Source organism: Moritella sp. (genome assembly GCF_013215705.1).
In the GTDB taxonomy this organism is placed as follows: Bacteria; Pseudomonadota; Gammaproteobacteria; order Enterobacterales; family Moritellaceae; genus Moritella.
The window spans coordinates 189,471-212,358 of the sequence record NZ_JABSQR010000006.1 but is presented as its reverse complement, the minus strand read 5'-3'; the positions used below and the strand labels follow the sequence as shown (position 1 = coordinate 212,358).

The window sequence follows — 22,888 nt, the reverse complement described above, 5'->3', positions numbered from 1 at the left end:
TAAACTGAAAGTAACTGTGCAGCCTATTTGTTGCTGCACCTATTTTTAGGGAGGTTTTTTATGGCATTAGCGTGGTCGGATAGTACAGAGATTGCCATTACATTAGCTGACAATTATCCAGAGCAAGATCCGCAGCAAGTTCGGTTTACAGACTTGCGTCGGATGATATTAGGGTTAGCAGAGTTTACCGATGATCCTAATCATTGTGGTGAACGTGTTCTTGAAGCTGTGATGCTTGCTTGGATTGATGAATATTAACTATTTCATTGTTAATAGGTAATCGTTAATACAGAATAAGCCCATAGTTAGCATAACGCTGACTATGGGCTTTTTTTTGTGCTTTAACTTGTTAATATTAAAGTTCAAATTAGTGAGTTTTACATTTGGCAACCTTGGTTACGTATGTAAAATTAGTCTAACTATGTTCTTTTGGCTACTTTGACGTAAATATTTGTTACATGTGACAGATTTTTATTGGTTGTCTTCATGACTACGGTTGCCGCCAGATCATCCCTGCTGTGCAGTAATACCAGCGGCCTCCCGTGCCCAAGTTTCGCTTCATAGACTGCGCCAAATGCACTGTAAAAACCCACAGAGCATGTGGCTTGCCCATTACGCAAACTTCGGCACCCGCCACGCCCGAAGCCGGTCGCTGGGTTGATTCCGCGCTTGGCTTAATTGCTGTTGATGGGTTTTGGTGTGGTTGCCGCCAGGTCATCCCTGCTACGCAGGAATACCAGCGGCCTCCCGTGCCCAAGCTTGCTTCATAGACTGCGCCCAATACACTGCAAAAAACGCAGAGTATTTGGCTTGCCCATTTCGCTGCTTCGGCACACGCCACGCCCGAAGCCGGCCGCTGGATTGGCTCCGCGCTAGGCTTAATTATTGTTGGTGGGTTTTAGTCTTCTGATTTCACATAACGTGCGTTATGCGCAGTGCCGCAACAATCAATAAATTGATTGTTGCATCTTAAGTTGTCTTACTCGGCTTTTGTATCTAATGCTGATAACGTCTCTAGGAATGACATTATATTCATTCTGACACTACCTTCATTTGCTAAGCGTAGTCTGGTTGCAGCTATTAGTGCGTCTGACATTGTTGCGGTGTAAGGTGCTGATATCACCTTCTTAATAAGTACTTTTTGCGTTTTGTTTTCTATCAAGACATATTTTATCTTTGAGTTAACTTCAAAATCAGCCCCGAAAATAGGTTGTTCTGCATCCATAAATTGAGCAGATAACTCATAGTCAGGCGCTTTGTTTATAGCGATTAAATCTAAGTTTTTTAGAGACTTAAATAATGCCAGTTCAAAATCTTCAGTTTTTATCAGACCGTACTGAACGCCAATGTTCCCTACTTTTTCAAGTTTTATGCTTTTCTTAAAGCTTTCATCGAACACCATGGTTGTTGTTTCTTTTGCAGCCATTTCGTCTACATTGGCTGGGGAAGCACACCCAAAAAGAAGTCCGCTAGCTAATAGAATAAAAATAAATCTGATTTGTTTCATGTGATACGCCTATAAACGTGATAATTATGATATTTAATCAATAGCTTACCACCGTTCTATGGTTAGTGTAACATTGCGTAGAACACTTAAGAGTATTTTAAAATACACTGTAAAACCTCTTAGTTACCCCATAAGACCACTTAGTCGTTAATTTAACCATTCGTAGTGTTATATTTTAATGTTGCTGAATCACCAATGAAAAATACTTACTATGATTTCACTTTCTTTTTATCGCTCAAAATAGAATGAGTAGACCATTTACATACTGTAAATGATAATTTATTGGAATCTTTATGGGGTTTATTCCTGAAATAGTAATTGCAGTTCGCACTCTTGAGCCTATACATATGGCGTTTATTCTGAAGGTATCTGTACTTATTGTTGTGCAAACGGCACTTGTAGTTATTTGTAAAATGAGCTAATTAATAAAGTGTAGTGGTTCATTGAATTTGGCCTCCTAATTGGAGGCTTTTTAGATCTTGGGATTAAATCGTCTATATACGGCTTATTGAACATAAAGGTGATAACGCGCATAACGATGATCGGGTTTTAAATATTACTAGGTAATACTTATCTGTTGTCACAACAGGAAATCTCATTGGGATGTTTGATGTCCGACAGCTACGCGCCTAGAATTATTCTTGGTGGGAGTTAGTTCGCTAGAATTCACGTAGCGAACCATCATCTTGTTCTCGATCTTACATAACATGCGTTATACGCAATAGTGATGTTCGGGGTTTAAAACTAAAAATGACGTATCAAAATAGACATTTTATTTACTTATACCCCCTTAAACTGGAGTAAGCAATACGACAAACTCAACAGCCTTTCAGCTGAATCCCAGTAATGGCGCTTGACCTGTAAATATCCCAGAGAAAAAACTAAGTACTTAAAAGATAAAGGCCAAACCGTGGTTTAACTACAAATGAATCAGAAGGAAGAAGCTGGTTTAAATACAAAACCGTTCCCCCAATTAGTTGACTCCTGTAATCACGATCTACTCAAACAAAGACTTATGAGTATTCAGCACCCAAATAGATATAAAAATAACCACTTAAATTGAATCGGTTTTTTTATATAGATTTTATCTATATTTTCAAATAAAGTAATTTACAGATGCTACTTGGATTAGCACTCAGCTCGCAGCAGCAAAGTCCCTCTAGGAACAATTCAATACCAAATAAACTCATTGTTTACTCAAAAGTTTTATAACATTTATTTGCGGGCGATATCTGATGTAAGACATTGATTGAGATAAAAACATGAGAATCACTGAACTATCCCTTAAAAATCTAGCAAAAAAACTAAAGAAAGAACGAAGTATTCCACATTCAGAAGCTTTAGATCTTGCAGCCACAAAAGCTGGATTTAATAACTGGAAGCACTATAAATCTTCATCTATTCCGACACTTCTTAATTATGTTGAGCTTAAAGCATTTGAGGTCCTTCTAAAAATCATACCAGCAGATGAAGTCGAAGAATATATTTATTCTTCGAAGTTAACTTGCAAAATTAAAGTTAACAGCCTGCGTATTAATCAGATTGGTGAACATTTCCTTGGCAAAAGAATGTATGTTATGGCTGGAAATATATTCAACATTGCAGCGAAAATGAAAAATTCTGCAGCCATGAACAGTCTTGGTACAATGTATTTAAGGGGGCAAGGATTTGAAAAAGATAATAAAGAAGCTTTTAACTTATTTTATCAAGCAGCTCAATTAAATAACCATCAAGCTAAAAATAATGTTGGGGCTATGTATCAGCAAGGTAAAGGTGTTGAAAAAAACATAACCAATGCAGAATACTGGTATAAAAAAGCTGATGAGAGTGGTTCTATAGAAGGAACATCAAACCTTGCCTGGCTGTATAAATTCGAAGACGAAAATATAAGAGACTATAATAAGGCCAGCTTATATTTCAAAAAAGCAGCAGAGCTTAATGATGCAGATTCCCAATTCTATATAGGGATGATGCATTACAATGGTGAAGGAGTTGTTAAAGACAACCAGCTAGCTATACAGTGGCTTAGTAAAGCTGCCGATAAAGGCAACGCCACTGCCCAGTGTAATTTAGCCAATGTATATCATCAGGAAGGTCTGTATCGTGAAGCCAGGTTTTGGTATGAGGAAGCCAGCCAAAACGGACATGTACAGGCCAGAAAAATACTGGAGAGTTACATATTCTAGTTTAAGTGTAGTGGACTAGTGAATTTGGCCTCCTAATAGGAGGCTTTTTAGATCTTGGGATAAAATCATCAATTGAACATAAAGGTGATAACGCGCAGCGTCAAAAGGTTGTTGGATTAAAATACCACTCGTAAAGTTTAAAACCCCGCTTAAACCTTGATGGTTACCACTTAAATTCAAAGTTTAATTTTGCACTGATTTGGTGATCTTTAGTTTCAGGTAAGATGGCCGTAAATCACTGTATTAATCTATGTTTGGTTCGTTACATCAACCTAAATCGATTTGCTTTCCATTCACTCGCGTCAATCATGCCCTCGGCATACAGCCCGGACCAATCGTAAAAGTACGGCGCGAAGCTATCCCCGATCATCGCATTGAGCGTGAGTGAGATCATAACGATTACTGCAGAAATCGCATATTCAATCGGGTCACCGGTTCTGAATCGTCCGCCGAATAAATGGAATTTTCGATCTGAGTAGGGCGAGAACGGTACGCCGCTTACTGTCATTGCATCCGTTAGGATATGAGAAAAACCGCCCCAGCAGAATGCGGCGAAAATGCCGTGAAAATCCCACAGGAATGACGTTGCGATCCCCGCGATTAGCCAATGCGTGAATACGTGCGTGGTGGTTCGGTGTTTAACGGGCCTACCAACCGCTTTAAGCAGACTTTCCATCCAATCCGGAGCTGTTGCACCGGCTATCGCCGGTGCAACGAGTGAGGGGGATATGACCGCCGCAATGGAACCCGCGATCAGTATGTGGTTGATCCACTTCATTGCGTTTGTACTGTGCTGGGTAGGTTGGCTACGTTAACCAGGTAACTATTCAGATTGCCTGATTTTTCGCTGTCGCACATGGCGACAAGCGCGAGCCGGTGTTCGGTTGCCTCTGCCGTTGTTTTGATAATGTTGCGCTGTGCGCCAGCTGTCTTTTCTAAATATTTTATCTGCTCATCTACACCGACAATGCCTTGGGCAACCCGCGCTTGCGCGCGAGCTTCCATGGCGATGTAAATGCCAATTTCACGATAGGCATAATTGCGGTTGGCCAGTGCCTGGGCGAAGCCGGCAACGTGCGAGGCTGTTTTTACGCGCCGGTTGTATTCTCGATCTCGGGATCGGCTTCGATCCGTGGTGTCGTAGATCGGCATTTTGGCCACAATGCCAATATAGTGCTCGGTTATGTCTGGCCAGTCGTCATCATCAAACTGATCGGTATTGGCTTTGTAACCGGCTACCAGGTTAATCGACACTTTAAAGGCGGATTGCTCCGGGTAACAGTTCAGCGTAATAGATGCTGTCGGTATCGATAAGGGGGGCGCGGCTTAATGGATCCACAGGGCTTTTGAATGATTCACTGTGCCCGTGCAATCGCGGTACTTCAAACGGTAGCACGGTTGGTTTTTCTTCTGCTTGTTGCCAAGGTAGTTCAATTGCGCTAGCAAGCGAAATGCTCACTAGCTGCGTCGCAATAACTAGTGCGCATAAATTCCATTTCTGCATTCGTTTCCCTGTATGTTTCAAATAATTCGATGTAGCCGGTTAAATAACTTGGTCCTGCTGGAGTTGGTATTACTGCGAAGGTTAATAAAGTCAGTAATGTGCTGGCTGCGGTGATACGTAGTGCGTTTTTTATTTTTGGTTTCATTTTCTAATCCGGTTTGGCGGCGTTACGGCCGGCGCCTAGCATTTGTAAACCGCCGAGTATTAGCGCGGCTTCCCATACACCGGATACCGTAAATCCAGCGATCATTAACCACAACATGATCCGCGTAGCATCGTAACTCGCGTCACTGTCTAACTCAGTTCGCTGCGGGCTTGCCCGTTCTACTAGCGTGCGTAAGCTCGGCGATAGCCGATTTTCAGCGTTCGCGGTCATGATCCAGATCCGCGTCGACATCATCAGCTGGCGAGCAAACTGCAGTTTGCGGCCGGTGAGCTTGTGCGCATCGTCCAGGAACAACAACGTCCCAGTTTCATGTAAGTAGCGCGCGGTTTCGCTGATGCGCTGCTTTTGGCTCAGCTTGCGCGAGGTACGCACTTCGTGATCCGTTTGTTCTGCTGCTTCTCGTTCTTGTTTTTCAAACCACTTGGCAACGTGCGCAGCATCGACCCAGTCGGAGACTGGATCCAGAGCTGAAATATAAACCAGTTCACTTTTTATCTTTGCGCTCCAAATCGGTTCCCAGTCGTCATAAAGGCGCTCTAACCAACGGGTTTTTCCCGAATCGTGCGCGCCAGTAATGAGCTGGCTCTTGGTGCGCTTGATACACGTTTCTTTGCGCTCGTGACTTTTGGGAAAACGCCGCGGCGTGTCGATAATCGACGCCGTTTTCATTTCGCTGCCGTCGGCTCTAGGAGCCTTAATCCGCTTAATTTTCAAGAATCTCATGTTCGGAACCCGTGACACTTTTTCCGATTTTTTTTGCAAAAAAACCAGTTCGCTAAGGGGGATAAAAAAATTGTAGTTTGTAATTATTCAGCTGGTCATGAAATGTTCGAAAAAAACGAACGTTTAAGTCGAACGAATTATTCACGGATAAATTAAATATTCAACTCGCTTTTCAATGAGTGGAATAATAAAAATTTATGACCCACAACCAAACAAACCATCAAAGTATTGTTATAGTATCCACACTAACACGTCGATATTAAGGATATTCAATGAAGGATTTCATGAACGTTGAACTAACGCTTGCGCCTGCGGAAGGTTTTTGGGGCAAGAATGCATTAATTAGTTTCAATGCGGGGAATACATTTATTCACCTCGATGAAGACAGTGCAGATCTTGGTGCCGAGAGTGCATTACAAGTACAACGTGCTGCACGTAAGCTATCGAATCAAGGCATAGGCAAAGTAACCTTAAAAGGCGAGTTATGGAATACTGAATTACGTATTGCATTTGATCAAGGTTATTACACCGCGAAAGAAAATCAACAAGCTTGTTTTGGTTTAGATCAAGTGAGCAGTATTGAAAAAAAGGCGTTTATTGATTTTCAACAAGCCAGCCATTGGGTGCGTAAAACCATTAATACCGATGCAGAAGAAATGTATCCGCTTAAATTAGCGCAAAGTGCGGCAGACTTATTATTACAATTGGCACCAGAATCGATTACTTACAAAATTATTGCTGGCGATGATTTGTTAACCCATGGTTTTACGGGTATCCATACTGTTGGTCGTGGCAGTCAACATCCGCCTGCAATGCTGCAATTGGATTTCAATCCTACGGGTGACGCTGATGCACCTGTAGTGACAGCATTAGTAGGTAAGGGCATTACGTTTGACTCGGGCGGTTACAGCATTAAACCATCAGAGCCAATGACTGCCATGAAGAGTGATATGGGCGGCGCGGCGACATTGACTGGCGCGCTAGCATTAGCAATCCGCCAAGGTTTAAACCAACGCGTGCAGTTATTCTTATGCTGTGCAGAAAACATGATCAGCAGCAATGCATTTAAACTCGGTGATATCATCAAGTACAAAAATGATATTACAGTAGAAGTACTTAATACCGATGCTGAAGGTCGGTTAGTCTTAGCTGACGGTTTACTTGCCGCCGAAGAAAACTCGCCTCAGCGTTTGATTGATGCTGCGACATTGACTGGTGCTGCTAAGATGGCGCTTGGCCGTGATTATAATGCGGTATTTGGCTTTGATCAGGATTTTGTTAACTCTTTCTTGGCGAATGCGAAAGCAGAAAATGAGTTTGCTTGGCAGCTGCCTTTAGAAAAATGGCATCAACAACAGTTACCATCAAGTTTTGCTGATATGGCGAACATCCATGCCGGAGAAGGACGTGCTGGGGCATCTACAGCTGCAGCATTCTTATCGCGTTTTGTGCGTGAAGATGGGCAAGGTTGGTTACATTTAGATTTAGCGGGTTCGTATCAAAAAGCGGCCAATGATTTATGGGCGACTGGCGCGAAAGGGCACGGTATACGTACATTAGCTAAAACATTACTAGACGCTTAAGTTATTAGCTTCAATTTCTGTGGTTATAAAATTTAACAGCTAAAAAAAATCCCACTGTCATCAATGATGACCAGTGGGATTTTTTTATGTTGCGATTAATCATTACTGATTCATCGCGACTTGTTTCGTAACGACCTAAGCAACCGCTTCAGTTTTTACTTTTTTATTTTTAGTTGGTTTAGCTGTACCATTTGCACGTGCACGCCAGTCACCGTTTAGTTGGTTAACTAACGATTTATCTGCAGCAAGTACTTCCGGATCAAAGTCATCAACGTTAATCGTACGTAAACGACCTTCTTCAGCAACTTTCAATAGTTCTGCTTCATCTGCTGTGATCTGTTTGTTAACCAGTGCTTCGTCAGCAAATTTGTCTAGGTAGATAAATGGTAATCTAACACCATTCTCTTTACAAACACGGATGAAGATAGGCTCAGCAACAATGATGTCTCTTAAGGCTTTCTCTTGTAGACCAACAGGATTGCCTTCTTCTTCAGTTAGGTACATGTCTGTTGCTAGACGGCTACGCGCTGCAGAAGGAACTTGTAGTAAAGCGGCTACAACATGGTCTAGCTTATCAGTTGGACGTGATAGACGCGTACCAGCTGGCAATACCATTGCACGAAGTGCGATACCTACAACACGAACAGGGAAGTTACGTAATAACTCATCAATTGCTTGCTCAGCTTTAAATAATGAATCTTGTAGTGCCCAATGAACGAATGGTAAATCATCTTTTTGACGACCTTCATCTTCAAAACGTTTTAGCGTTGCAGATGATAAGTACAGTTGACTTAAGATATCACCTAGACGTGCTGAAACACGTTCTTTACGTTTAAGTTCACCACCAAGAACACCCATCGCTACATCAGATAGGAAGGCTAAGTTAGCACTTAAACGGTTCATCTGTTGGTAGTATTGTGCAGTTTCATCTTTAAATGGAGCTGCAGAACCTTTACCGTTAGTAATACCCATTACAAATGAACGGAAGAAGTTAGACATTGCAAAACCAACGTGACCGAATAATGCGGCATCAAAGTCTTGTAAGCTTTTGTTTTGATCTTCAAGTGCTGCTGCATTTAATTCAGCTAATACGAACGGATGACAGCGGATAGCCCCTTGACCATAAATAATCAAGTTACGGGTTAGAATGTTTGCACCTTCTACCGTAATTGCAATTGGCGCCGCTTGGTAACTACGACCTGCCATATTATTTGGACCAAGACAGATACCTTTACCACCTGAGATGTCCATTGCATCGATTGCACATTTCTGTGCGCGGTCGGTTAAATGCATTTTAATAATCGCAGTGATCACAGATGGTTTTTCACCTAAATCAATGGCACTTGTTGTTAACGTCGATGCTGCACCCATAAGGTAAGCATTACCACCAATACGTGCTAGTGGCTCTTCGATACCTTCCATTTTACCAATCGCAACTTTAAATTGGCGACGGATAGCAGTGTAAGAACCCAGGCCTAGTGCAGCCATCTTAACGGCACCTGCAGAGCAAGACGGTAGCGTGATACCACGACCCACAGATAGACACTCAACCAGCATACGCCAGCCTTGACCAGCCATTTCTGGTCCACCAATAATGTAATCTAATGGTACGAATACTTCGTTACCTTTAGTTGGACCATTTTGGAACGGTAAATTAAGTGGGAAATGACGACGACCCGTCTCAACACCTGAGATATCCGTAGGGATAAGCGCACAAGTAATACCGATGTCTACTTTATCACCGATTAGACCATCTGGGTCGCGCAGTTTAATCGCAAGACCAAGTACAGTCGCAATTGGTGCCAGTGTAATGTAGCGTTTGTTCCAAGTCAGTTTCATACCGAGAACTTCTTTACCTTCGAATTCGCCTTTACATATGATACCGAAATCAGGGATCGCACCTGCATCAGAACCAGCTTCAGGACTTGTTAGTGCGAAACATGGAATTTCTTCACCAGTAGCAAGACGAGGAAGGTAGTAATCTTGTTGCTCTTTAGTACCATAGTGTTGTAATAATTCACCAGGTCCTAATGAGTTAGGTACACCAACTGTACTCGCCATTACAGCGCTTGAGCCAGTTAATTTTTGTAGTACCATTGATTGTGCTAATGCAGAGAATTCGAGACCACCGTATTTTTTCTTGATGATCATGGCGAAGAAACCCTTATTTTTAAGGAATTCCCACAGCTCTGGAGGTAAATCAGCACGGTTATGTGTGATATCAAACTCATCAGCCATACGACATGCTTCTTCAACTGGACCGTCTAGAAAAGCACGTTCCTCAGCAGTCAGCGTTGGCACTGGCACGTTATGAAGTTTTTCCCAATTTGGTTTGCCGCTGAATAAATCTGCGTCCCACCAAGTGGTACCGGCTTCTAATGCTTCAGTCTCTGTTTGAGACATTTCCGGCATGATCTTACGGAAGCCTTTTAAGATAGGCGCTGTTAAATAGCTTTGACGAATACTGGTTATATTTAATGGTATCGCAATTACAGCTGTTATTATCCAGATAGCTAATGGCACATCACCGAAATATGAAACGGCTGCAAGTGCAATAAAAAACGCACCAGTAAAAGCAGCTAATGATGCTCTTTGGTAAGATAATGTACCAAATATTGCCACTAAGGCTAATAGTGAAATTGTGGTTGCCATGATTTTCTCCTTTCATTAAGCAACTAAATAGCAAAGTCAGAGGTCAGACCAGAAGACTGGTTTGAGTATTAGTTCTAGTTGATAATTATTAAATTAGCAAGTTTTTTACATGCAATTTACATACTATTTATAGAACCTGTAACTAAACGCTTGTTTTTGCCCCATTGGGGTTACAAGTGTTCACTGATAATAGCGTTATTGAATTGATAATTTAATTGCCGATTTGTTTTTATTTTAGGTCAGTTTGGTCAAGAAATTGGACTTTAACTTACTCATAAGTAGGTATTAAGTGGGTGTTAACTAAGCACTTTTTAATGCCTTTCGCTTATTTTTGATGATGTTTAAGTTTTTATTTATGTGGGTGATATAGGTACATTATTTTGTGAAACAATAGTACTATTATAGAAATATATTTTAGGCATAGAGGCGATAATAAATGACAAATTATCAAGGCTTAATTCAGCAAGAATTAGTCGAAGCAGCAAAAGTTTTAAATGATTTTTTAGCAGACCCGAAACAGAGTGAAAATATTGAAGCCGCAGCGGTATTATTAGCTGATTCATTTAAAGCCGGTGGTAAAGTATTATCTTGTGGTAATGGCGGTTCACATTGTGATGCGATGCATTTTGCTGAAGAGTTATCAGGCCGTTATCGTGAAAATCGTCCTGCAATGCCAGGTATTGCAATCTCTGATGTGAGCCATATGTCTTGTGTTAGCAACGATTTTGGCTATGAATATGTATTTTCACGTTATGTTGAAGGCATTGGCCAGCAAGGTGATGTGTTATTAGGGTTAAGTACCAGTGGTAACTCACAAAATGTAATCAATGCATTTGCGGCAGCGAAAGCAAAAGGCATGAAAACGATTGCCTTAACGGGTAAAGACGGCGGTAAAATGGCGGGTATCGCTGATATCGAAATTCGCGTGCCACACTTTGGTTATGCTGACCGTATTCAAGAGATCCACATTAAAGTGATCCACTTATTGATCCAGTTAATTGAAAAAATGATGGGTTATGCCGATTAAACTAAAGTATTTTGTTATATGACTTTCGTTATATGACAGTAGCCAATAATACCGTTTATTGTGGTATTTACCGTAGACAGCGGCTTGGCATTAAGTAGAATGAAAGAGTGTAAAATTAATTTAACCCTGAGGTTAATGTTGTCAGCTATAAAAGTGAAGTTATCAGTATATGTGTGAATTATTAGGTATGAGCGCAAATGTACCTACCGACATTTGTTTTAGTTTTTCTGGGCTGATGCAGCGTGGTGGTAAGACTGGACCGCATTCTGATGGTTGGGGAATTACTTTTTATGAAGGCAAAGGTTGCCGTACTTTTCGTGATCCCAAGCCAAGCTGTGAATCGAAAGTCGCGCAATTAGTCAAAAATTACCCGATTAAAAGCCAAGCGGTTATTTCACATATTCGCCAAGCTAATCGGGGTGGTGTGGCATTAGAAAATACCCATCCTTTTACCCGTGAGTTTTGGGGTAAAAATTGGACTTATGCGCATAATGGTCAACTAACCGATTATCAAGGTTTAGCGACGGGTTTTTATACGCCAATTGGTGAGACTGACAGTGAGCTCGCATTCTGTTGGATCTTACAAGAAGTAAGTAAACAGTTTCCAGTTAAGCCTGATGATATGAAACCTGTGTTTCGCTTTATTGCTAACTTATGTGATCAGTTAAGGGCATTAGGTGTGTTTAATTTGTTATTAACAGATGGCGACTTTGTATTTGCTTACTGTACTAATAATTTACATCATATTATACGTGAAGCACCGTTTGGTCATGCCCAGTTAATTGATGAAAATATTGAAATTAATTTTGCGAATGAAACGTCAGACTCTGATGTTGTCGCTATAATCGCGACACAACCGCTGACGGATAATGAAGTGTGGCACAAAATGCAGCCGGGTGAGTATTGTGTGTTCTGTCGCGGCACGATCATGCTAACGAATAAGTAGCGCTTAATTTGATTACCGCTATAAAAATTACAGTCACAAAAAAGCCTTTATGCAGTAATGCGATAAAGGCTTTTTATTATCTAGGTTCAATGAATTAACTTAGTCAGCAGCGTAACCGCTTGGTGCTAATTCTTTACCATCAAGTACGGCATTACCATCGGTCATCGCTAACCGTTCAGCGCAGAACCATTGCACAACCATAGGATAGATCATATGTTCTTGAGTTTGCACCCGCGAACTTAAATCATCGACGCTATCGTCAGCAAATACAGGTACTTTGGCTTGCAAGATAACAGGACCGGAATCTAATTCTTGCGTAACAAAGTGCACTGAAGCACCGTGTTCTTCATCGCCATTATCAATTGCACGTTGATGTGTATCTAAACCTGGATATTTAGGTAATAGAGAAGGATGTATATTAAGCATCTTGCCAGCATAGTGCTGTACAAAGTTATCACTCAGAATACGCATATAGCCTGCTAACACAATTAGATCGGGTTGATACTGATCTATTTGTGTCATTAACTCGGCATCAAATGCAGCACGGTCAGCAAAATCACCTTGAGCCAGTGATATTGCGTCCACACCTGCTTGTTGTGCTCGCTCTAAGCCATAAGCAGTACTTTTGTTACTAAAAACGGCAGTTACTTTACCGTTAATAGAACCTTGTTCGCACTGGTCTAGAATGGTTTGTAAATTACTGCCATTACCAGACACTAATACTACGATAGATGCTTGTTTAGACATTATTTTATCTCTACTTGTTCTTCATTTTCTGCAGCGTCTGCAATTTCACCGATTAGCCACGCATTTTCGCCGTGTGCAGTGAAGATTTCCAGTGCTTTTTCAACTTGTGATTCAGGTAGCGCAATAACCATACCTACACCACAGTTAAACGTACGATACATTTCTGTACGTTCAACGTTACCTTTTTCTTGTAACCAGTTGAAAATTTCAGGCCACTGCCAGCTATTTTCATCAATGACCGCTTTTGTTAGTGCTGGTAGTACACGTGGGATATTTTCCCAGAAGCCACCACCAGTAATGTGTGATAAAGCATGAACTTCACACTCTTTTAGCACAGCTAGCACAGACTTAACATAGATGTTAGTTGGCGTTAGCAGCGTATCACCTAGCGTTGAATCACCAAATGCTTGACTTGGATCTGCTTTTGAAACTTCAAGGATCTTACGCACTAAAGAATAGCCGTTTGAGTGAGGGCCACTCGATCCTAAAGCAATAAGTTTATCACCCGCAGCAACTTTAGTGCCGTCAATGATATTTGCTTTCTCAACAATACCAACACAGAAGCCAGCAATGTCAAAATCTTTATCGTGGTACATACCTGGCATTTCAGCTGTTTCACCACCTGTTAATGCACAGCCAGATAATAAACAACCTTCGCCGATACCGGTAACAACAGCTGTCGCTACATCTACATCTAGCTTGCCTGTTGCATAGTAATCTAAGAAGAATAGTGGTTCAGCACCTTGTACAATAAGGTCGTTCACACACATAGCAACTAAATCAATACCAACCGTATCATATTTAGCTAAATCGATAGCGAGGCGTAGTTTAGTTCCTACACCGTCTGTTCCTGCGACCAACACTGGTTCTTTATAACCAGTAGGTATTTGGCAAAGAGCGCCGAAGCCACCTAGACCGCCCATAACTTCTGGGCGTTTAGTTTTTTTCGCTACACCTTTAATGCGTTCTACTAATGCATTACCTGCGTCAATATCAACGCCTGCATCTTTATAACTTAGAGAAGTATTTTGGTTGCTCACTGGATCCCTCACAAACTAATCGTATCAATTGGATTAAAAAATCGCCGCCATGTTAACAATTTTAATCACAGAATAGAAACAATATTATACCTTGTTTGACCTGCTAATAGATTTTATTCTTAACTCTGGCTTTTCCTTGGAATAAGCTATCATTATATTGGCGTTATTGGTAATATTACGCGTTTTTATATTGCACTTACTTTGATTTTATTTTATTAGGAGATTCCATGAAAGTTGTTGAGGTTAAACACCCGTTAGTACGTCATAAATTGGGTTTAATGCGCGCGGCTGATATCAGTACTAAACGTTTTCGTGAATTAGCCACAGAAGTGGGTAGCCTACTTACTTATGAAGCAACGGCTGATTTAGAGCTAGAGCAGAAGACCATTGAAGGTTGGAATGGTGATGTTACCGTTGATCAAATCAAAGGCAAGAAAGTAACTGTTGTTCCAATTCTACGTGCTGGTTTAGGCATGATGGATGGTGTGTTAGAACATATGCCAAGTGCACGAGTAAGCGTTGTTGGTATCTACCGCGATGAAGAAACATTAGAAGCAATACCTTACTTTGAAAAAATCGTTCACAGTATTGACCAGCGTTTAGCGATTGTAATTGACCCGATGTTAGCAACGGGTGGTTCTATGATCTCAACATTAGATCTGTTAAAAGCAAAAGGTTGTAAACGCATTAAAGTACTTGTTCTTGTTGCGGCACCAGAAGGTCTAAAAGCGTTAGAAGAAGCACACCCAGATATCGAACTTTACACTGCATCTATTGATGAGCGTTTAGACGAAAAAGGTTATATCGTTCCTGGTCTTGGTGACGCAGGCGATAAGATCTTTGGTACTAAATAGTATCCAGATAAGATCTTAATTGAGTTCGACAGACATCAGCCGCTACTATTGATGTCTGTTTCTTTGTTCTTTTGTTCTTTCTTTCTTTTACTCAGCTTGATTTCCGATTAGATATCCGCCCCACAGCAACAATATATTTAATACATATATCTCTTCAATATCGATATCAAAATATCGGTCATTTTCAGTTTGTTTATTATCCATCGCTATTATTCCTTCATTTTAATCTAACTCCTTGATACTTTAGTATGGTCACTCTTTCTCTATCTCGCTAATTAGTTAATGCGATGGAATATGTTTGGACATAGCGAATGGTTTGGTTATTATTATCCCATCATCAATTTGAGTCATCACGTTACTCTTAAAAGGATCGTATGAAGCGTTTATTTCCTATTTTATTATCATTGTTATCTCTTCTCCCTCTCACCACGCGTGCGGTTGAGGTTGAGCAGTTGTATTCTGCATCTGTTATGGCGGAGAATAATCAGTCTAACCGCACTTTACAAAAAGTCGCCTTTGCTGAAGTGCTGGTTAAAGTTTCTGGCAATGCCACAATAACTGCGGATCCGGTAATCAAAAAAGCGTTAATCAATGCACGTCAATATTTAGTTAAACAAGCTGAAGAGCGTGTTGATGGCGAACGTTATTTACAAACAAGTTTTAATGATCAAAAAATAAACCGCTTATTACGCAGCAGCAAATTTGGTGTGTGGAGCTCGAATCGTCCACAGTTAATTGTGTGGTTAGTCGTTGATGAAGATTTTAGCCGCAGTGTCAGAGGCGAAAGTGACAGTGACTATGCAGAGTTTATTGATGCGATTAAAGCGCAAGCAAATAAACGTGCGATCCCGGTATTATTTCCAGTCATGGATCTCGATGATCAATTGCAAGTAAGTAGTCGCGATTTATGGGGTAAATTTACCGATCCGGTAGAACTTGCTTCAACCCGTTATGCCGCTGACAATTATATTATTGCTAAGATAATTAAACAGAATGATGATTATAAACTAGATTGGAGTATGTATGGTCGCAGCAATAGCAAGCAAGCGTATGAGGTTTGGTTGCATGGCCAAGGTCAAGGTGCGCTTACTGTGATCGGTACCGAACTAACAGATAATCTCGCTAACCACCTTGCTGAACGTTATAGCGTAAAAGCATCCGGAAATAATGAAGTGGTGTTTTTAAATGTTGATGCAGTATCTGGCATTACTGATTATGCCAAGTTAATTGAGATGTTTTCTGAGTTATCAGCAGTTGTTCAAGCTGATCTTGAAGCTGTGTCAGGATCAAGTATTCAATTAAAATTGGTGTTACTCGGTACCCAGCAAGATCTATTAATGGAATTGTCGTTAGATCAACGGATCAAAAGTAGTGAAAATGCCTTTGGTGACATGAATTTCCAGTGGAACGCGATAAATTAAGCAATTTTATAATGTGTTTTTTTACTAGTCGTATTCTATCGGCCATTGAGATGCTACAATGGCCACACTAATCTTATGATTGTATGAAAGGGTGATATTGAACACTCCAGCACAACTTTCTTTACCAGTACAATTACCCGATGGTGAAACTTTCGCGAGTTTTTACCCCGGTGCTAATGTCCAGCTACTGACAGCGCTAAAAAATGCCGCTGTAGGCGACGGTGATCCATTTATTTATCTATTTGGTAACCGGAGTTCCGGCACCTCTCATTTACTTCATGCTACGTGTACTGAATGTTCCGATGCTGATCGCTCAGCGGCTTATTTACCGATGGAAATGTCTTCTATGATGACGCCATCCGTACTTGATGGCATGGAACATCTTGATCTTGTATGTATCGATAATATTGAATTGATCGCGGGGAACCGTGAGTGGGAAGTGGCCTTATTCAACTTTTATAACCGTTGGCTCGATAGCCATGATAAAAATACCCCAGGTTCACTAATCGTCACCGGTAATAGCGCGGCGCGACATTTAGGTATTCAGTTACCAGATCTGTTATCGCGATTAGATTGGGGTGTGAGTTACCAATTGCAGTTATTGGATGATGATGGCAAGTTAGCTGCACTGCAACTACGTGCTGAGTTTAGAGGATTGAAGCTGCCAATGGATGTAGCTCGCTTTCTGTTAAACCGTTCATCACGTGATATGAAAACGCTCATCGCCACATTAGATCGATTAGACCAAGCGTCAATTAGTGCGCAACGTCGACTGACTATCCCCTTTGTAAAAGAAACTCTTTCTTTATAATTAACAAAGTAAAAACGACTTACACCATCTTGAAAAAGTAAAAAGTAAAAAGTAAAAAGTAAAAAATAAAAAGGAAATAGGATCTATGACACTATTTCCTTTTTGTTATTCTAGTGTGGCTGTTCGCTCGAGCCTTTAAACATACCCAACGTTAATCTTTGTGTTGCGCTTTGTATGCTTCTTCTCGTTCTTTTTCTTCAGCCATCACTACTTTTAGCTTATCAAGACCTAGACCTAACTCTTTGCCCTGCATCCGGGCATAAAGGCCATTACCAAACAACATACAGTTGGCTAAGGCAAACTCTAGGATCGCAAGATAACGTTCATCTGGATCGGTATACATGATGGTTAATGAATGCATGTAATAGATCATCACCACAAAATTACTCCAAGCGGCCGTGTAAGGCTTGCCTTTGATCAATCCGTAGAAAGGGAATAATAATGGCAAGATCCAAATAAAGGCTTTGGCTAATGGATTTGACTCGTGTGATGCTTGGCGCTCTAACCATTTTAGTTTTTCAGCTTCAACCTGCGGTAATAATTCTGGATTCACTTCTGCCATTGCTGTTAATTCAGCTAATGCTTGTGATTGGGTATGGTCTTGTAGTTTTTCTGGCGTTAGCCATAACTGCCATACGAACATGAGTATGAGCAGGCCAAAGAAGCCAAACAGTCCCAGAAATCGGTACTGCGTAATACGTTTTTGTCTTTCTTGTGTTGTTTGCATTATTTGCTCGTTGTTAGAGAATGGCTAAAACATTTTCAGGTGGACGGCCAATCGTAGCTTTACCGTTTGCTAGCACAATTGGACGTTCGATTAATTTTGGTGTTGCGATCATTGCGGCAATGAGCTCGTCATTAGACAAGCTTTCATCATCTAAACCAAGTGCTTTATATTCAGCTTCTTTAATACGCATTAATTGACGAGGAGCTAATGCGAGTAAGGTTAGGATTTCTTGCAGTTGTGCTGCTGATGGTGGCGTTTCGAGGTATTTTACGATGCTAGGCTGCACGCCTTGTTCTTCTAATAATGCAAGAGTTTGGCGGCTTTTAGAGCAACGCGGATTGTGATAAATAGTGACACTAGTCATGGCTTGGTTTATTCCTTAAAACAATCTTAAAATAAATTGGGATCCTTAAAGTCCCCATTTTGCCTTGTTTCCCGTCCCTTGGCTAGTTTTGCAATGTCTGCATTTCTTGCTTTTCTAACTCAATTTGCTCCATATGCGCATCAATGCGTGCTATATCAGCCGAGCTTGTCGCGAGTGTGCGGGCAGATTGCAGCTCGTTTAGAGCTTTTGGATAGTTAGCACTGAGTTGCGCCATATTTGCACGTTGCATATACATTATTACTTTATCATCGGTTTTATTAAGTAAATCAATATAAACACTCAACGCAATCATATCGGTTTCATTACTGCGTAAATAATCCCGAATGAGTTTTTTCGCTTGGTTATATTTTTTTGCTTGCTGCAGCGCTACGGCTAAATTGATGGTGGTAACTGGGTTATTGGTATATCTGTTATTGGCTTTCTGTAATCGTGCGATGGCTTCGTCATTGTGTTTGAGGGCTAAATCGATATCGGTAAGGGTATCAAGATAAAATAGGTTGTTTGGCTGTGCTTTCGCCAATTCGACCATAATCTTCTTCGCTTGTTTATTTTTGTTTAATTGCAGCAACGCCAAAGCTTGGCCGTAGAGTGCCGCATCTTTTAGCTTGAACGTTCTGGTTTTAAGCTGATGCTGAAAAAATTGCAGTGCTTCTTCTGGTTTTAATACGCCATAACGGACTTGAATACGGGCTTTGGCTAATTGATAGTCGAGGCTTGGTGGGTAGTATTTATTTGGGTACAGTGCGGCCCTGTCACGTGCTTCGGTGATCCGAGTGGTTGGTAATGGGTGAGTGATCAACATTTGTGGTGGTGTTGAACTAAAACGATATTGCTCGGATAACTTACCAAAGAATGTCGACATTGCAGTCGGATCGTAACCCGCATTCACCATGACCTGAATACCAATACGGTCGGCTTCAAATTCATTAGCGCGGGTATAGTTAATCGCAGACTGAGCATTAATGGCAACAGTGGTTTGTAACATGGCAATACCAGCTACCGGATTAGCAATACCTAATAATACCGCACCGACTAAACCTGCCACTGTAAGTTGGCTATTGCCTGCTTGAGCTTCTAAACTACGAGCAAGGTGGCGTTGGGTAATGTGTGAGATCTCATGGGCAATAACGGATGCAAATTCAGCTTCGCTTTCGGCATATAAGAATAAGCCAGTATGCACTTTTACATAACCACCAAGAAAAGCCGCGGCATTGATTTCATCATTTTTGATAAGGAAAAAATTAAACGGGAAGCGTACTGAATCGGCTTGGCTAATGAGTTTAGCACCCAGTTCAGCAATGTATTCTTGTAACACCGGATCGCTGACCATCGGAAAAGATCCTCGCGCAACTTTAATAAAAGCCGCGCCGTATTGGCGTTCTTGGTCGATCGATAAGGCCGTAATACCTGCGGTACCGATTTCGGGCAGTTTATTGTTAGCCTGTGCTGTGCTAACCGAACCAACAGTGCTAACGAGACCTAACGCGCCGACAAATAATGCTGTACTGGTCAAACGTAATATTTTTTTGAGATACATTTTTTTTAAATACAAGTGGCGACCTATGCGATGAAAACTAAGTAAATACTAGTTAACATAGTAGAACATATTATTAACTGATAACAATGACAAATAGTCAGATAGCCTATATTGGTTATAGTTCCGTGGGATGTTTAGCCAATTTTTGTTGATGAAAGATAAGATATTTACGCTTTTGTGGAAAAAATGCTGTTAATCCTGTTAAAATCGATAAGTATTTATTTCAAATTTAAAATGAGAGTGAATTAAGATGGGCAGAGCGTTCCAAAACCGTAAATTATCGATGGCTAAAACAGCTGGCATGAAAACTAAGATCTACTCTAAATATGGTAAAGAGATCTATGTCTGTGCAAAAACGGGTGGTGGCGATCCTGACCACAACTTAAGTCTTCGCCGCATCATTGAAAAAGCGAAAAAAGATCAAGTGCCTAGTCACGTTATTGAGCGTGCAATTGAAAAAGCATCAGGCGCTGGTGGTGAAGATTATGAACGCGCAAGTTATGAAGGTTTTGGTCCTGGTAACTGCATGGTTATCGTTGAATGTCTAACGGACAACGGTAAACGTACTTTCACTGAAGTTCGTCAAGCATTCGTTAAGAATGGCGCGAAACTGGGTGCTCAAGGTTCAGTATCTCACATGTTCGATCATCAAGCGGTATTCGAATTCAAATTTGATGACGAAGATGCGGTATTAGAAACATTGATGGAAGCGGAAATTGATGTTGCTGATGTTGAGAACGAAGACGGTACGATCACTGTTTATGTTCCACATACTGAATTCTACAAAACGAAAGTAGCATTATCAGACGCATTTGCTGGTATTGAATTTGATGCAGAAGACATTACATTCTTACCACAAGTTGAAACTGAAGTTACCGGTGATGACGCTGAAATGTTCGAACGTTTTCTTGACGCACTAAATGATTGTGATGATGTACAAGATGTATATCACAATGCAATTATTGACTAATTAGTCAATAATTGCGGTTATTAACACCGCGCATAAAAAAGGCCGATTACCGCTTCTTTATTAGATTGGATAATCGGCCTTTTTTGATCTGGTTAACTGTCACGTTTAATAACGAGACAAGCTAAGCAAATTACATTTTTTTGCAGTATGCAGAAATGATCACCATTGCAGTACCGTTGGCACGGCCTTGAATGTGTAATGGATTATCGGTTAAACCGATATTACGCACTGCGGTACCGCGTTTAATCACTAAGCTTGAACCTTTAACTGGTAAGTCTTTGATGATGTTTACGTTGTCGCCAGCTTTTAAGATTGTACCGTTCACGTCACGTGCCGGTGTATCTGTCATCGCCGCAATTAATACGCCTTTTTCAGCCCATGCTTTAACATCTTCTTCCATATACATCATATCAAGTAGGTCACGTGACCAATCTGCATCTAGACGGTGTAACATGCGGTATGCAAGTACTTGTACTGCTGGTACTTGGCTCCACATGCTGTCGTTTAGGCAGCGCCAGTGGTTTTCATCAAGAGTATCTGAGTTGTTGATTTGCTCAAGGCAAGTATCACAAACCATTACTGCACAGTCAGAGCTTTTTTCTGGTGATTCAGGTAGCTCATAAGCGGTTAAGTTAGATTCTGATGTGCACATTTCACATTTAGAACCACTGCGTTGTAATAGCGTTGTTTCGATAGTCATTGAATTAATCCTCTAAATTTTGTGGGGCTATTATGCCACAGCGTAAGTATTTTGGGTATCTCACAATAGGTTTCAATCTGATGATATCGGTTAAATGGGTGAATGTGCTTGGCTAAATTCACAATCAATACCTTAGCGAGTTGAATTACCCCCCCTAATCTAGCTACACTGGTTTTTTATCAAGTCGGAGTTCACATGGAAGCAAGCGTATTATTTGATGAGTTAGCCACGGATGATGGTCATGTCATTGGTATTATCACCCTTAATAAAGCACGACAGTTACATGCTCTGAGCGCCGATATGTTCCCCTTGTTACATCGGCAGTTACTGGCTTGGCAGGATGATAAACGTATCGTCAGTGTGTTGCTGACCAGCACTGGCGAGAAAGCCTTTTGTGCCGGTGGCGATGTTAAATCATTACAACAAGTGTTAGTAGCCACTAAGGATTATGAGGCTAAGCAGCAGGTCGTGAGTGAATATTTTATTGCTGAGTATCAAGTGGACTATCTACTGCACAACTTTGGAAAACCACTGATTGTTTGGGGTGATGGCATTATCATGGGTGGCGGGTTAGGGCTGTTTATGGGGGCAAGTCATCGCGTTGTTACTGAAACCGCACGTATTGCCATGCCAGAGATCACTATCGGTTTATTCCCAGATGTTGGTGCGACTTGGTTTTTAAATCGTTTACCACAGCCGGGTGTTGGACTATTTCTGGGTCTCACTGGAGCAAGTATTAATGCCAAAGATGCTAAATACCTTGGTTTAAGCGAATATTTAATCCCCGCAGTTCAGCAAGAACGAGTACTTACTGATTTACGTGGAATTAATTGGCATTCAGACTCTGCGGAGCATTCGGCTCAAGTTGATTCGGTGCTAAATGGGCTTTATGATGACAGTCTGTTTTTAGCGGATAATCTCTCTAGCCATCAAGATTTATTTACCGAGTTAAGTTTAAAAACCAGCTTAACAGATGTGATCAGTTGTATAGAAACGCATGACTGTGATGATACTTGGTTACAGAAAAGTATTAATAAGTTACTGCTGGGCAGCCCAATATCGGCGCATATCTTATACCGACAGATAAACCAATATACTGAGTTGTCGTTAGCGGCTTGTTTTCAGCTGGAGTTAGATTTAGCTGTGAACGTTTGTTTAAACGCGGATCTGGTCGAAGGTGTAAGAGCCTTGTTGGTCGATAAAGACAATCAGCCGAATTGGTTATATAAACAAATCGCAGATGTGCCCGTTGATTTTGTTGATGGTTTATTTGTATCGCCTTGGGAAATGGAGTCTCACCCACTGCGTACACTGTAATTGACATCTAGATTACCTAATTATGTGACTTCTATGCCAAAGTGAATAGATTAGGCAGTCTTATTTTATAAAACCCTTTATTTTA

Annotated in this window: 23 protein-coding genes; 10 read left to right on the top strand and 13 right to left on the bottom strand. The window is 41.0% G+C overall.

Going from position 1 to position 22,888, the window contains the following annotated elements; translation table 11 throughout:
- The first annotated feature begins 60 nt into the window (after positions 1-60).
- Positions 61-258: a Fe-S cluster assembly protein IscX gene (gene iscX / locus HRT96_RS04235; RefSeq protein ID WP_293152680.1), complete on the top strand. Its 198-nt coding sequence runs from the start codon at positions 61-63 to the stop codon at positions 256-258.
- 721 nt (positions 259-979) lie between these two features.
- Here the strand turns inward: iscX and HRT96_RS04230 are convergent.
- Positions 980-1,507 carry a hypothetical protein gene (locus HRT96_RS04230; protein WP_293152677.1) on the bottom strand — a complete coding sequence of 176 codons (528 nt, stop codon included), beginning with the start codon at positions 1,505-1,507 and terminating at the stop codon, positions 980-982.
- A gap of 1,262 nt (positions 1,508-2,769) precedes the next feature.
- Here HRT96_RS04230 and HRT96_RS04225 point away from each other — a divergent pair.
- The gene (locus tag HRT96_RS04225; protein WP_293152675.1) at positions 2,770-3,693 is read left to right on the top strand and encodes a tetratricopeptide repeat protein; all 924 of its coding nucleotides are present in this window, start codon (positions 2,770-2,772) and stop codon (positions 3,691-3,693) included.
- Between the two features lie 262 nt (positions 3,694-3,955).
- Here the strand turns inward: HRT96_RS04225 and HRT96_RS04220 are convergent, their stop codons facing one another.
- From HRT96_RS04220 to HRT96_RS04205, 4 genes are all read right to left on the bottom strand, one after another.
- Positions 3,956-4,471 carry a metal-dependent hydrolase gene (locus HRT96_RS04220; RefSeq protein WP_293152672.1) on the bottom strand — a complete coding sequence of 172 codons (516 nt, stop codon included), beginning with the start codon at positions 4,469-4,471 and terminating at the stop codon, positions 3,956-3,958.
- Positions 4,468-4,947, bottom strand: a complete 480-nt coding sequence (locus HRT96_RS04215; RefSeq protein ID WP_293152669.1) for a hypothetical protein — start codon at positions 4,945-4,947, stop codon at positions 4,468-4,470. Before HRT96_RS04215 ends, HRT96_RS04220 begins: the two co-directional genes overlap by 4 nt.
- A 1-nt stretch (position 4,948) precedes the next feature.
- Positions 4,949-5,197 carry a hypothetical protein gene (locus HRT96_RS04210; protein WP_293152666.1) on the bottom strand — a complete coding sequence of 83 codons (249 nt, stop codon included), beginning with the start codon at positions 5,195-5,197 and terminating at the stop codon, positions 4,949-4,951.
- Between the two features lie 148 nt (positions 5,198-5,345).
- Complete coding sequence (locus HRT96_RS04205) at positions 5,346-6,086, bottom strand: hypothetical protein (protein WP_293152663.1); 741 nt, start codon at positions 6,084-6,086, stop codon at positions 5,346-5,348.
- Positions 6,087-6,358: 272 nt separating this feature from the next.
- Between HRT96_RS04205 and pepB the strand changes: the two genes are divergently transcribed.
- Positions 6,359-7,669, top strand: coding sequence for an aminopeptidase PepB (pepB, locus tag HRT96_RS04200; RefSeq protein ID WP_293152660.1), 1,311 nt, complete (start codon positions 6,359-6,361; stop codon positions 7,667-7,669).
- A 135-nt stretch (positions 7,670-7,804) separates the two neighbouring features.
- On the opposite strand, the gene fadE is transcribed toward pepB, so the two are convergent.
- Positions 7,805-10,321, bottom strand: coding sequence for an acyl-CoA dehydrogenase FadE (gene fadE, locus HRT96_RS04195; protein ID WP_293152657.1), 2,517 nt, complete (start codon positions 10,319-10,321; stop codon positions 7,805-7,807).
- Positions 10,322-10,757: 436 nt separating this feature from the next.
- Between fadE and lpcA the strand changes: the two genes are divergently transcribed.
- Both lpcA and HRT96_RS04185 read left to right on the top strand, forming a co-directional pair.
- Complete coding sequence (lpcA, locus tag HRT96_RS04190) at positions 10,758-11,348, top strand: D-sedoheptulose 7-phosphate isomerase (protein WP_293152654.1); 591 nt, start codon at positions 10,758-10,760, stop codon at positions 11,346-11,348.
- A 169-nt stretch (positions 11,349-11,517) separates the two neighbouring features.
- The gene (locus HRT96_RS04185) at positions 11,518-12,294 is read left to right on the top strand and encodes a class II glutamine amidotransferase (protein ID WP_293152651.1); all 777 of its coding nucleotides are present in this window, start codon (positions 11,518-11,520) and stop codon (positions 12,292-12,294) included.
- Positions 12,295-12,393: 99 nt separating this feature from the next.
- Here HRT96_RS04185 and purN read toward each other — a convergent pair whose 3' ends face one another.
- Both purN and purM read right to left on the bottom strand, forming a co-directional pair.
- Complete coding sequence (gene purN, locus HRT96_RS04180; protein ID WP_293152648.1) at positions 12,394-13,041, bottom strand: phosphoribosylglycinamide formyltransferase; 648 nt, start codon at positions 13,039-13,041, stop codon at positions 12,394-12,396.
- Complete coding sequence (purM, locus tag HRT96_RS04175; RefSeq protein ID WP_006031183.1) at positions 13,041-14,081, bottom strand: phosphoribosylformylglycinamidine cyclo-ligase; 1,041 nt, start codon at positions 14,079-14,081, stop codon at positions 13,041-13,043. The genes purN and purM overlap by 1 nt, the downstream gene beginning before the upstream one ends.
- 227 nt (positions 14,082-14,308) lie before the next feature.
- On the opposite strand from purM, the gene upp reads away from it, so the two are divergent.
- Positions 14,309-14,935: a uracil phosphoribosyltransferase gene (gene upp, locus HRT96_RS04170; RefSeq protein WP_006031182.1), complete on the top strand. Its 627-nt coding sequence runs from the start codon at positions 14,309-14,311 to the stop codon at positions 14,933-14,935.
- A gap of 87 nt (positions 14,936-15,022) precedes the next feature.
- Here upp and HRT96_RS04165 read toward each other — a convergent pair whose 3' ends face one another.
- A complete protein-coding gene (locus tag HRT96_RS04165; RefSeq protein ID WP_293152645.1) occupies positions 15,023-15,139 on the bottom strand; it encodes a uracil phosphoribosyltransferase in 117 nt (38 codons plus the stop codon).
- Positions 15,140-15,309: 170 nt separating this feature from the next.
- On the opposite strand from HRT96_RS04165, the gene HRT96_RS04160 reads away from it, so the two are divergent.
- Complete coding sequence (locus HRT96_RS04160; RefSeq protein WP_293152642.1) at positions 15,310-16,356, top strand: DUF2066 domain-containing protein; 1,047 nt, start codon at positions 15,310-15,312, stop codon at positions 16,354-16,356.
- A 97-nt stretch (positions 16,357-16,453) separates the two neighbouring features.
- Entirely contained in the window at positions 16,454-17,167 is a 714-nt protein-coding gene (gene hda, locus HRT96_RS04155) for a DnaA inactivator Hda (protein ID WP_293152639.1), read from the top strand.
- Between the two features lie 151 nt (positions 17,168-17,318).
- On the opposite strand, the gene HRT96_RS04150 is transcribed toward hda, so the two are convergent.
- The 3 genes from HRT96_RS04150 to HRT96_RS04140 all read right to left on the bottom strand — a co-directional run bounded on the left by HRT96_RS04150 (position 17,319) and on the right by HRT96_RS04140 (position 19,831).
- Entirely contained in the window at positions 17,319-17,894 is a 576-nt protein-coding gene (locus HRT96_RS04150) for a DUF2069 domain-containing protein (protein ID WP_293152636.1), read from the bottom strand.
- A gap of 13 nt (positions 17,895-17,907) precedes the next feature.
- Positions 17,908-18,258, bottom strand: coding sequence for an arsenate reductase (glutaredoxin) (arsC, locus tag HRT96_RS04145; RefSeq protein WP_293137626.1), 351 nt, complete (start codon positions 18,256-18,258; stop codon positions 17,908-17,910).
- A gap of 82 nt (positions 18,259-18,340) precedes the next feature.
- Positions 18,341-19,831 carry a M48 family metalloprotease gene (locus HRT96_RS04140; RefSeq protein ID WP_293152633.1) on the bottom strand — a complete coding sequence of 497 codons (1,491 nt, stop codon included), beginning with the start codon at positions 19,829-19,831 and terminating at the stop codon, positions 18,341-18,343.
- 235 nt (positions 19,832-20,066) lie between these two features.
- Here HRT96_RS04140 and HRT96_RS04135 point away from each other — a divergent pair, with 235 nt between their 5' ends.
- Positions 20,067-20,786: a YebC/PmpR family DNA-binding transcriptional regulator gene (locus HRT96_RS04135; protein WP_293152630.1), complete on the top strand. Its 720-nt coding sequence runs from the start codon at positions 20,067-20,069 to the stop codon at positions 20,784-20,786.
- Positions 20,787-20,916: 130 nt separating this feature from the next.
- Here the strand turns inward: HRT96_RS04135 and HRT96_RS04130 are convergent, their stop codons facing one another.
- Complete coding sequence (locus HRT96_RS04130) at positions 20,917-21,486, bottom strand: alkylphosphonate utilization protein (RefSeq protein WP_293152627.1); 570 nt, start codon at positions 21,484-21,486, stop codon at positions 20,917-20,919.
- A 195-nt stretch (positions 21,487-21,681) separates the two neighbouring features.
- Here HRT96_RS04130 and HRT96_RS04125 point away from each other — a divergent pair, with 195 nt between their 5' ends.
- Positions 21,682-22,803: an enoyl-CoA hydratase/isomerase family protein gene (locus tag HRT96_RS04125; protein WP_293152624.1), complete on the top strand. Its 1,122-nt coding sequence runs from the start codon at positions 21,682-21,684 to the stop codon at positions 22,801-22,803.
- Positions 22,804-22,888 lie beyond the last annotated feature (85 nt).

Bases quoted from the DNA above. Each gene is read 5' to 3' on its own strand.
- HRT96_RS04210 (WP_293152666.1), bottom strand. From the start codon at position 5,197: ATGCAGAAATGGAATTTATGCGCACTAGTTATTGCGACGCAGCTAGTG.
- HRT96_RS04160 (WP_293152642.1), top strand. From the start codon at position 15,310: ATGAAGCGTTTATTTCCTATTTTATTATCATTGTTATCTCTTCTCCCT.
- HRT96_RS04205 (WP_293152663.1), bottom strand. From the start codon at position 6,086: ATGAGATTCTTGAAAATTAAGCGGATTAAGGCTCCTAGAGCCGACGGC.
- HRT96_RS04220 (WP_293152672.1), bottom strand. From the start codon at position 4,471: ATGAAGTGGATCAACCACATACTGATCGCGGGTTCCATTGCGGCGGTC.
- HRT96_RS04165 (WP_293152645.1), bottom strand. From the start codon at position 15,139: ATGGATAATAAACAAACTGAAAATGACCGATATTTTGATATCGATATT.
- HRT96_RS04230 (WP_293152677.1), bottom strand. From the start codon at position 1,507: ATGAAACAAATCAGATTTATTTTTATTCTATTAGCTAGCGGACTTCTT.
- pepB (WP_293152660.1), top strand. From the start codon at position 6,359: ATGAAGGATTTCATGAACGTTGAACTAACGCTTGCGCCTGCGGAAGGT.
- HRT96_RS04125 (WP_293152624.1), top strand. From the start codon at position 21,682: ATGGAAGCAAGCGTATTATTTGATGAGTTAGCCACGGATGATGGTCAT.
- lpcA (WP_293152654.1), top strand. From the start codon at position 10,758: ATGACAAATTATCAAGGCTTAATTCAGCAAGAATTAGTCGAAGCAGCA.
- arsC (WP_293137626.1), bottom strand. From the start codon at position 18,258: ATGACTAGTGTCACTATTTATCACAATCCGCGTTGCTCTAAAAGCCGC.
- purN (WP_293152648.1), bottom strand. From the start codon at position 13,041: ATGTCTAAACAAGCATCTATCGTAGTATTAGTGTCTGGTAATGGCAGT.
- HRT96_RS04130 (WP_293152627.1), bottom strand. From the start codon at position 21,486: ATGACTATCGAAACAACGCTATTACAACGCAGTGGTTCTAAATGTGAA.
- fadE (WP_293152657.1), bottom strand. From the start codon at position 10,321: ATGGCAACCACAATTTCACTATTAGCCTTAGTGGCAATATTTGGTACA.
- HRT96_RS04150 (WP_293152636.1), bottom strand. From the start codon at position 17,894: ATGCAAACAACACAAGAAAGACAAAAACGTATTACGCAGTACCGATTT.
- HRT96_RS04135 (WP_293152630.1), top strand. From the start codon at position 20,067: ATGGGCAGAGCGTTCCAAAACCGTAAATTATCGATGGCTAAAACAGCT.
- iscX (WP_293152680.1), top strand. From the start codon at position 61: ATGGCATTAGCGTGGTCGGATAGTACAGAGATTGCCATTACATTAGCT.
- upp (WP_006031182.1), top strand. From the start codon at position 14,309: ATGAAAGTTGTTGAGGTTAAACACCCGTTAGTACGTCATAAATTGGGT.
- HRT96_RS04225 (WP_293152675.1), top strand. From the start codon at position 2,770: ATGAGAATCACTGAACTATCCCTTAAAAATCTAGCAAAAAAACTAAAG.
- HRT96_RS04185 (WP_293152651.1), top strand. From the start codon at position 11,518: ATGTGTGAATTATTAGGTATGAGCGCAAATGTACCTACCGACATTTGT.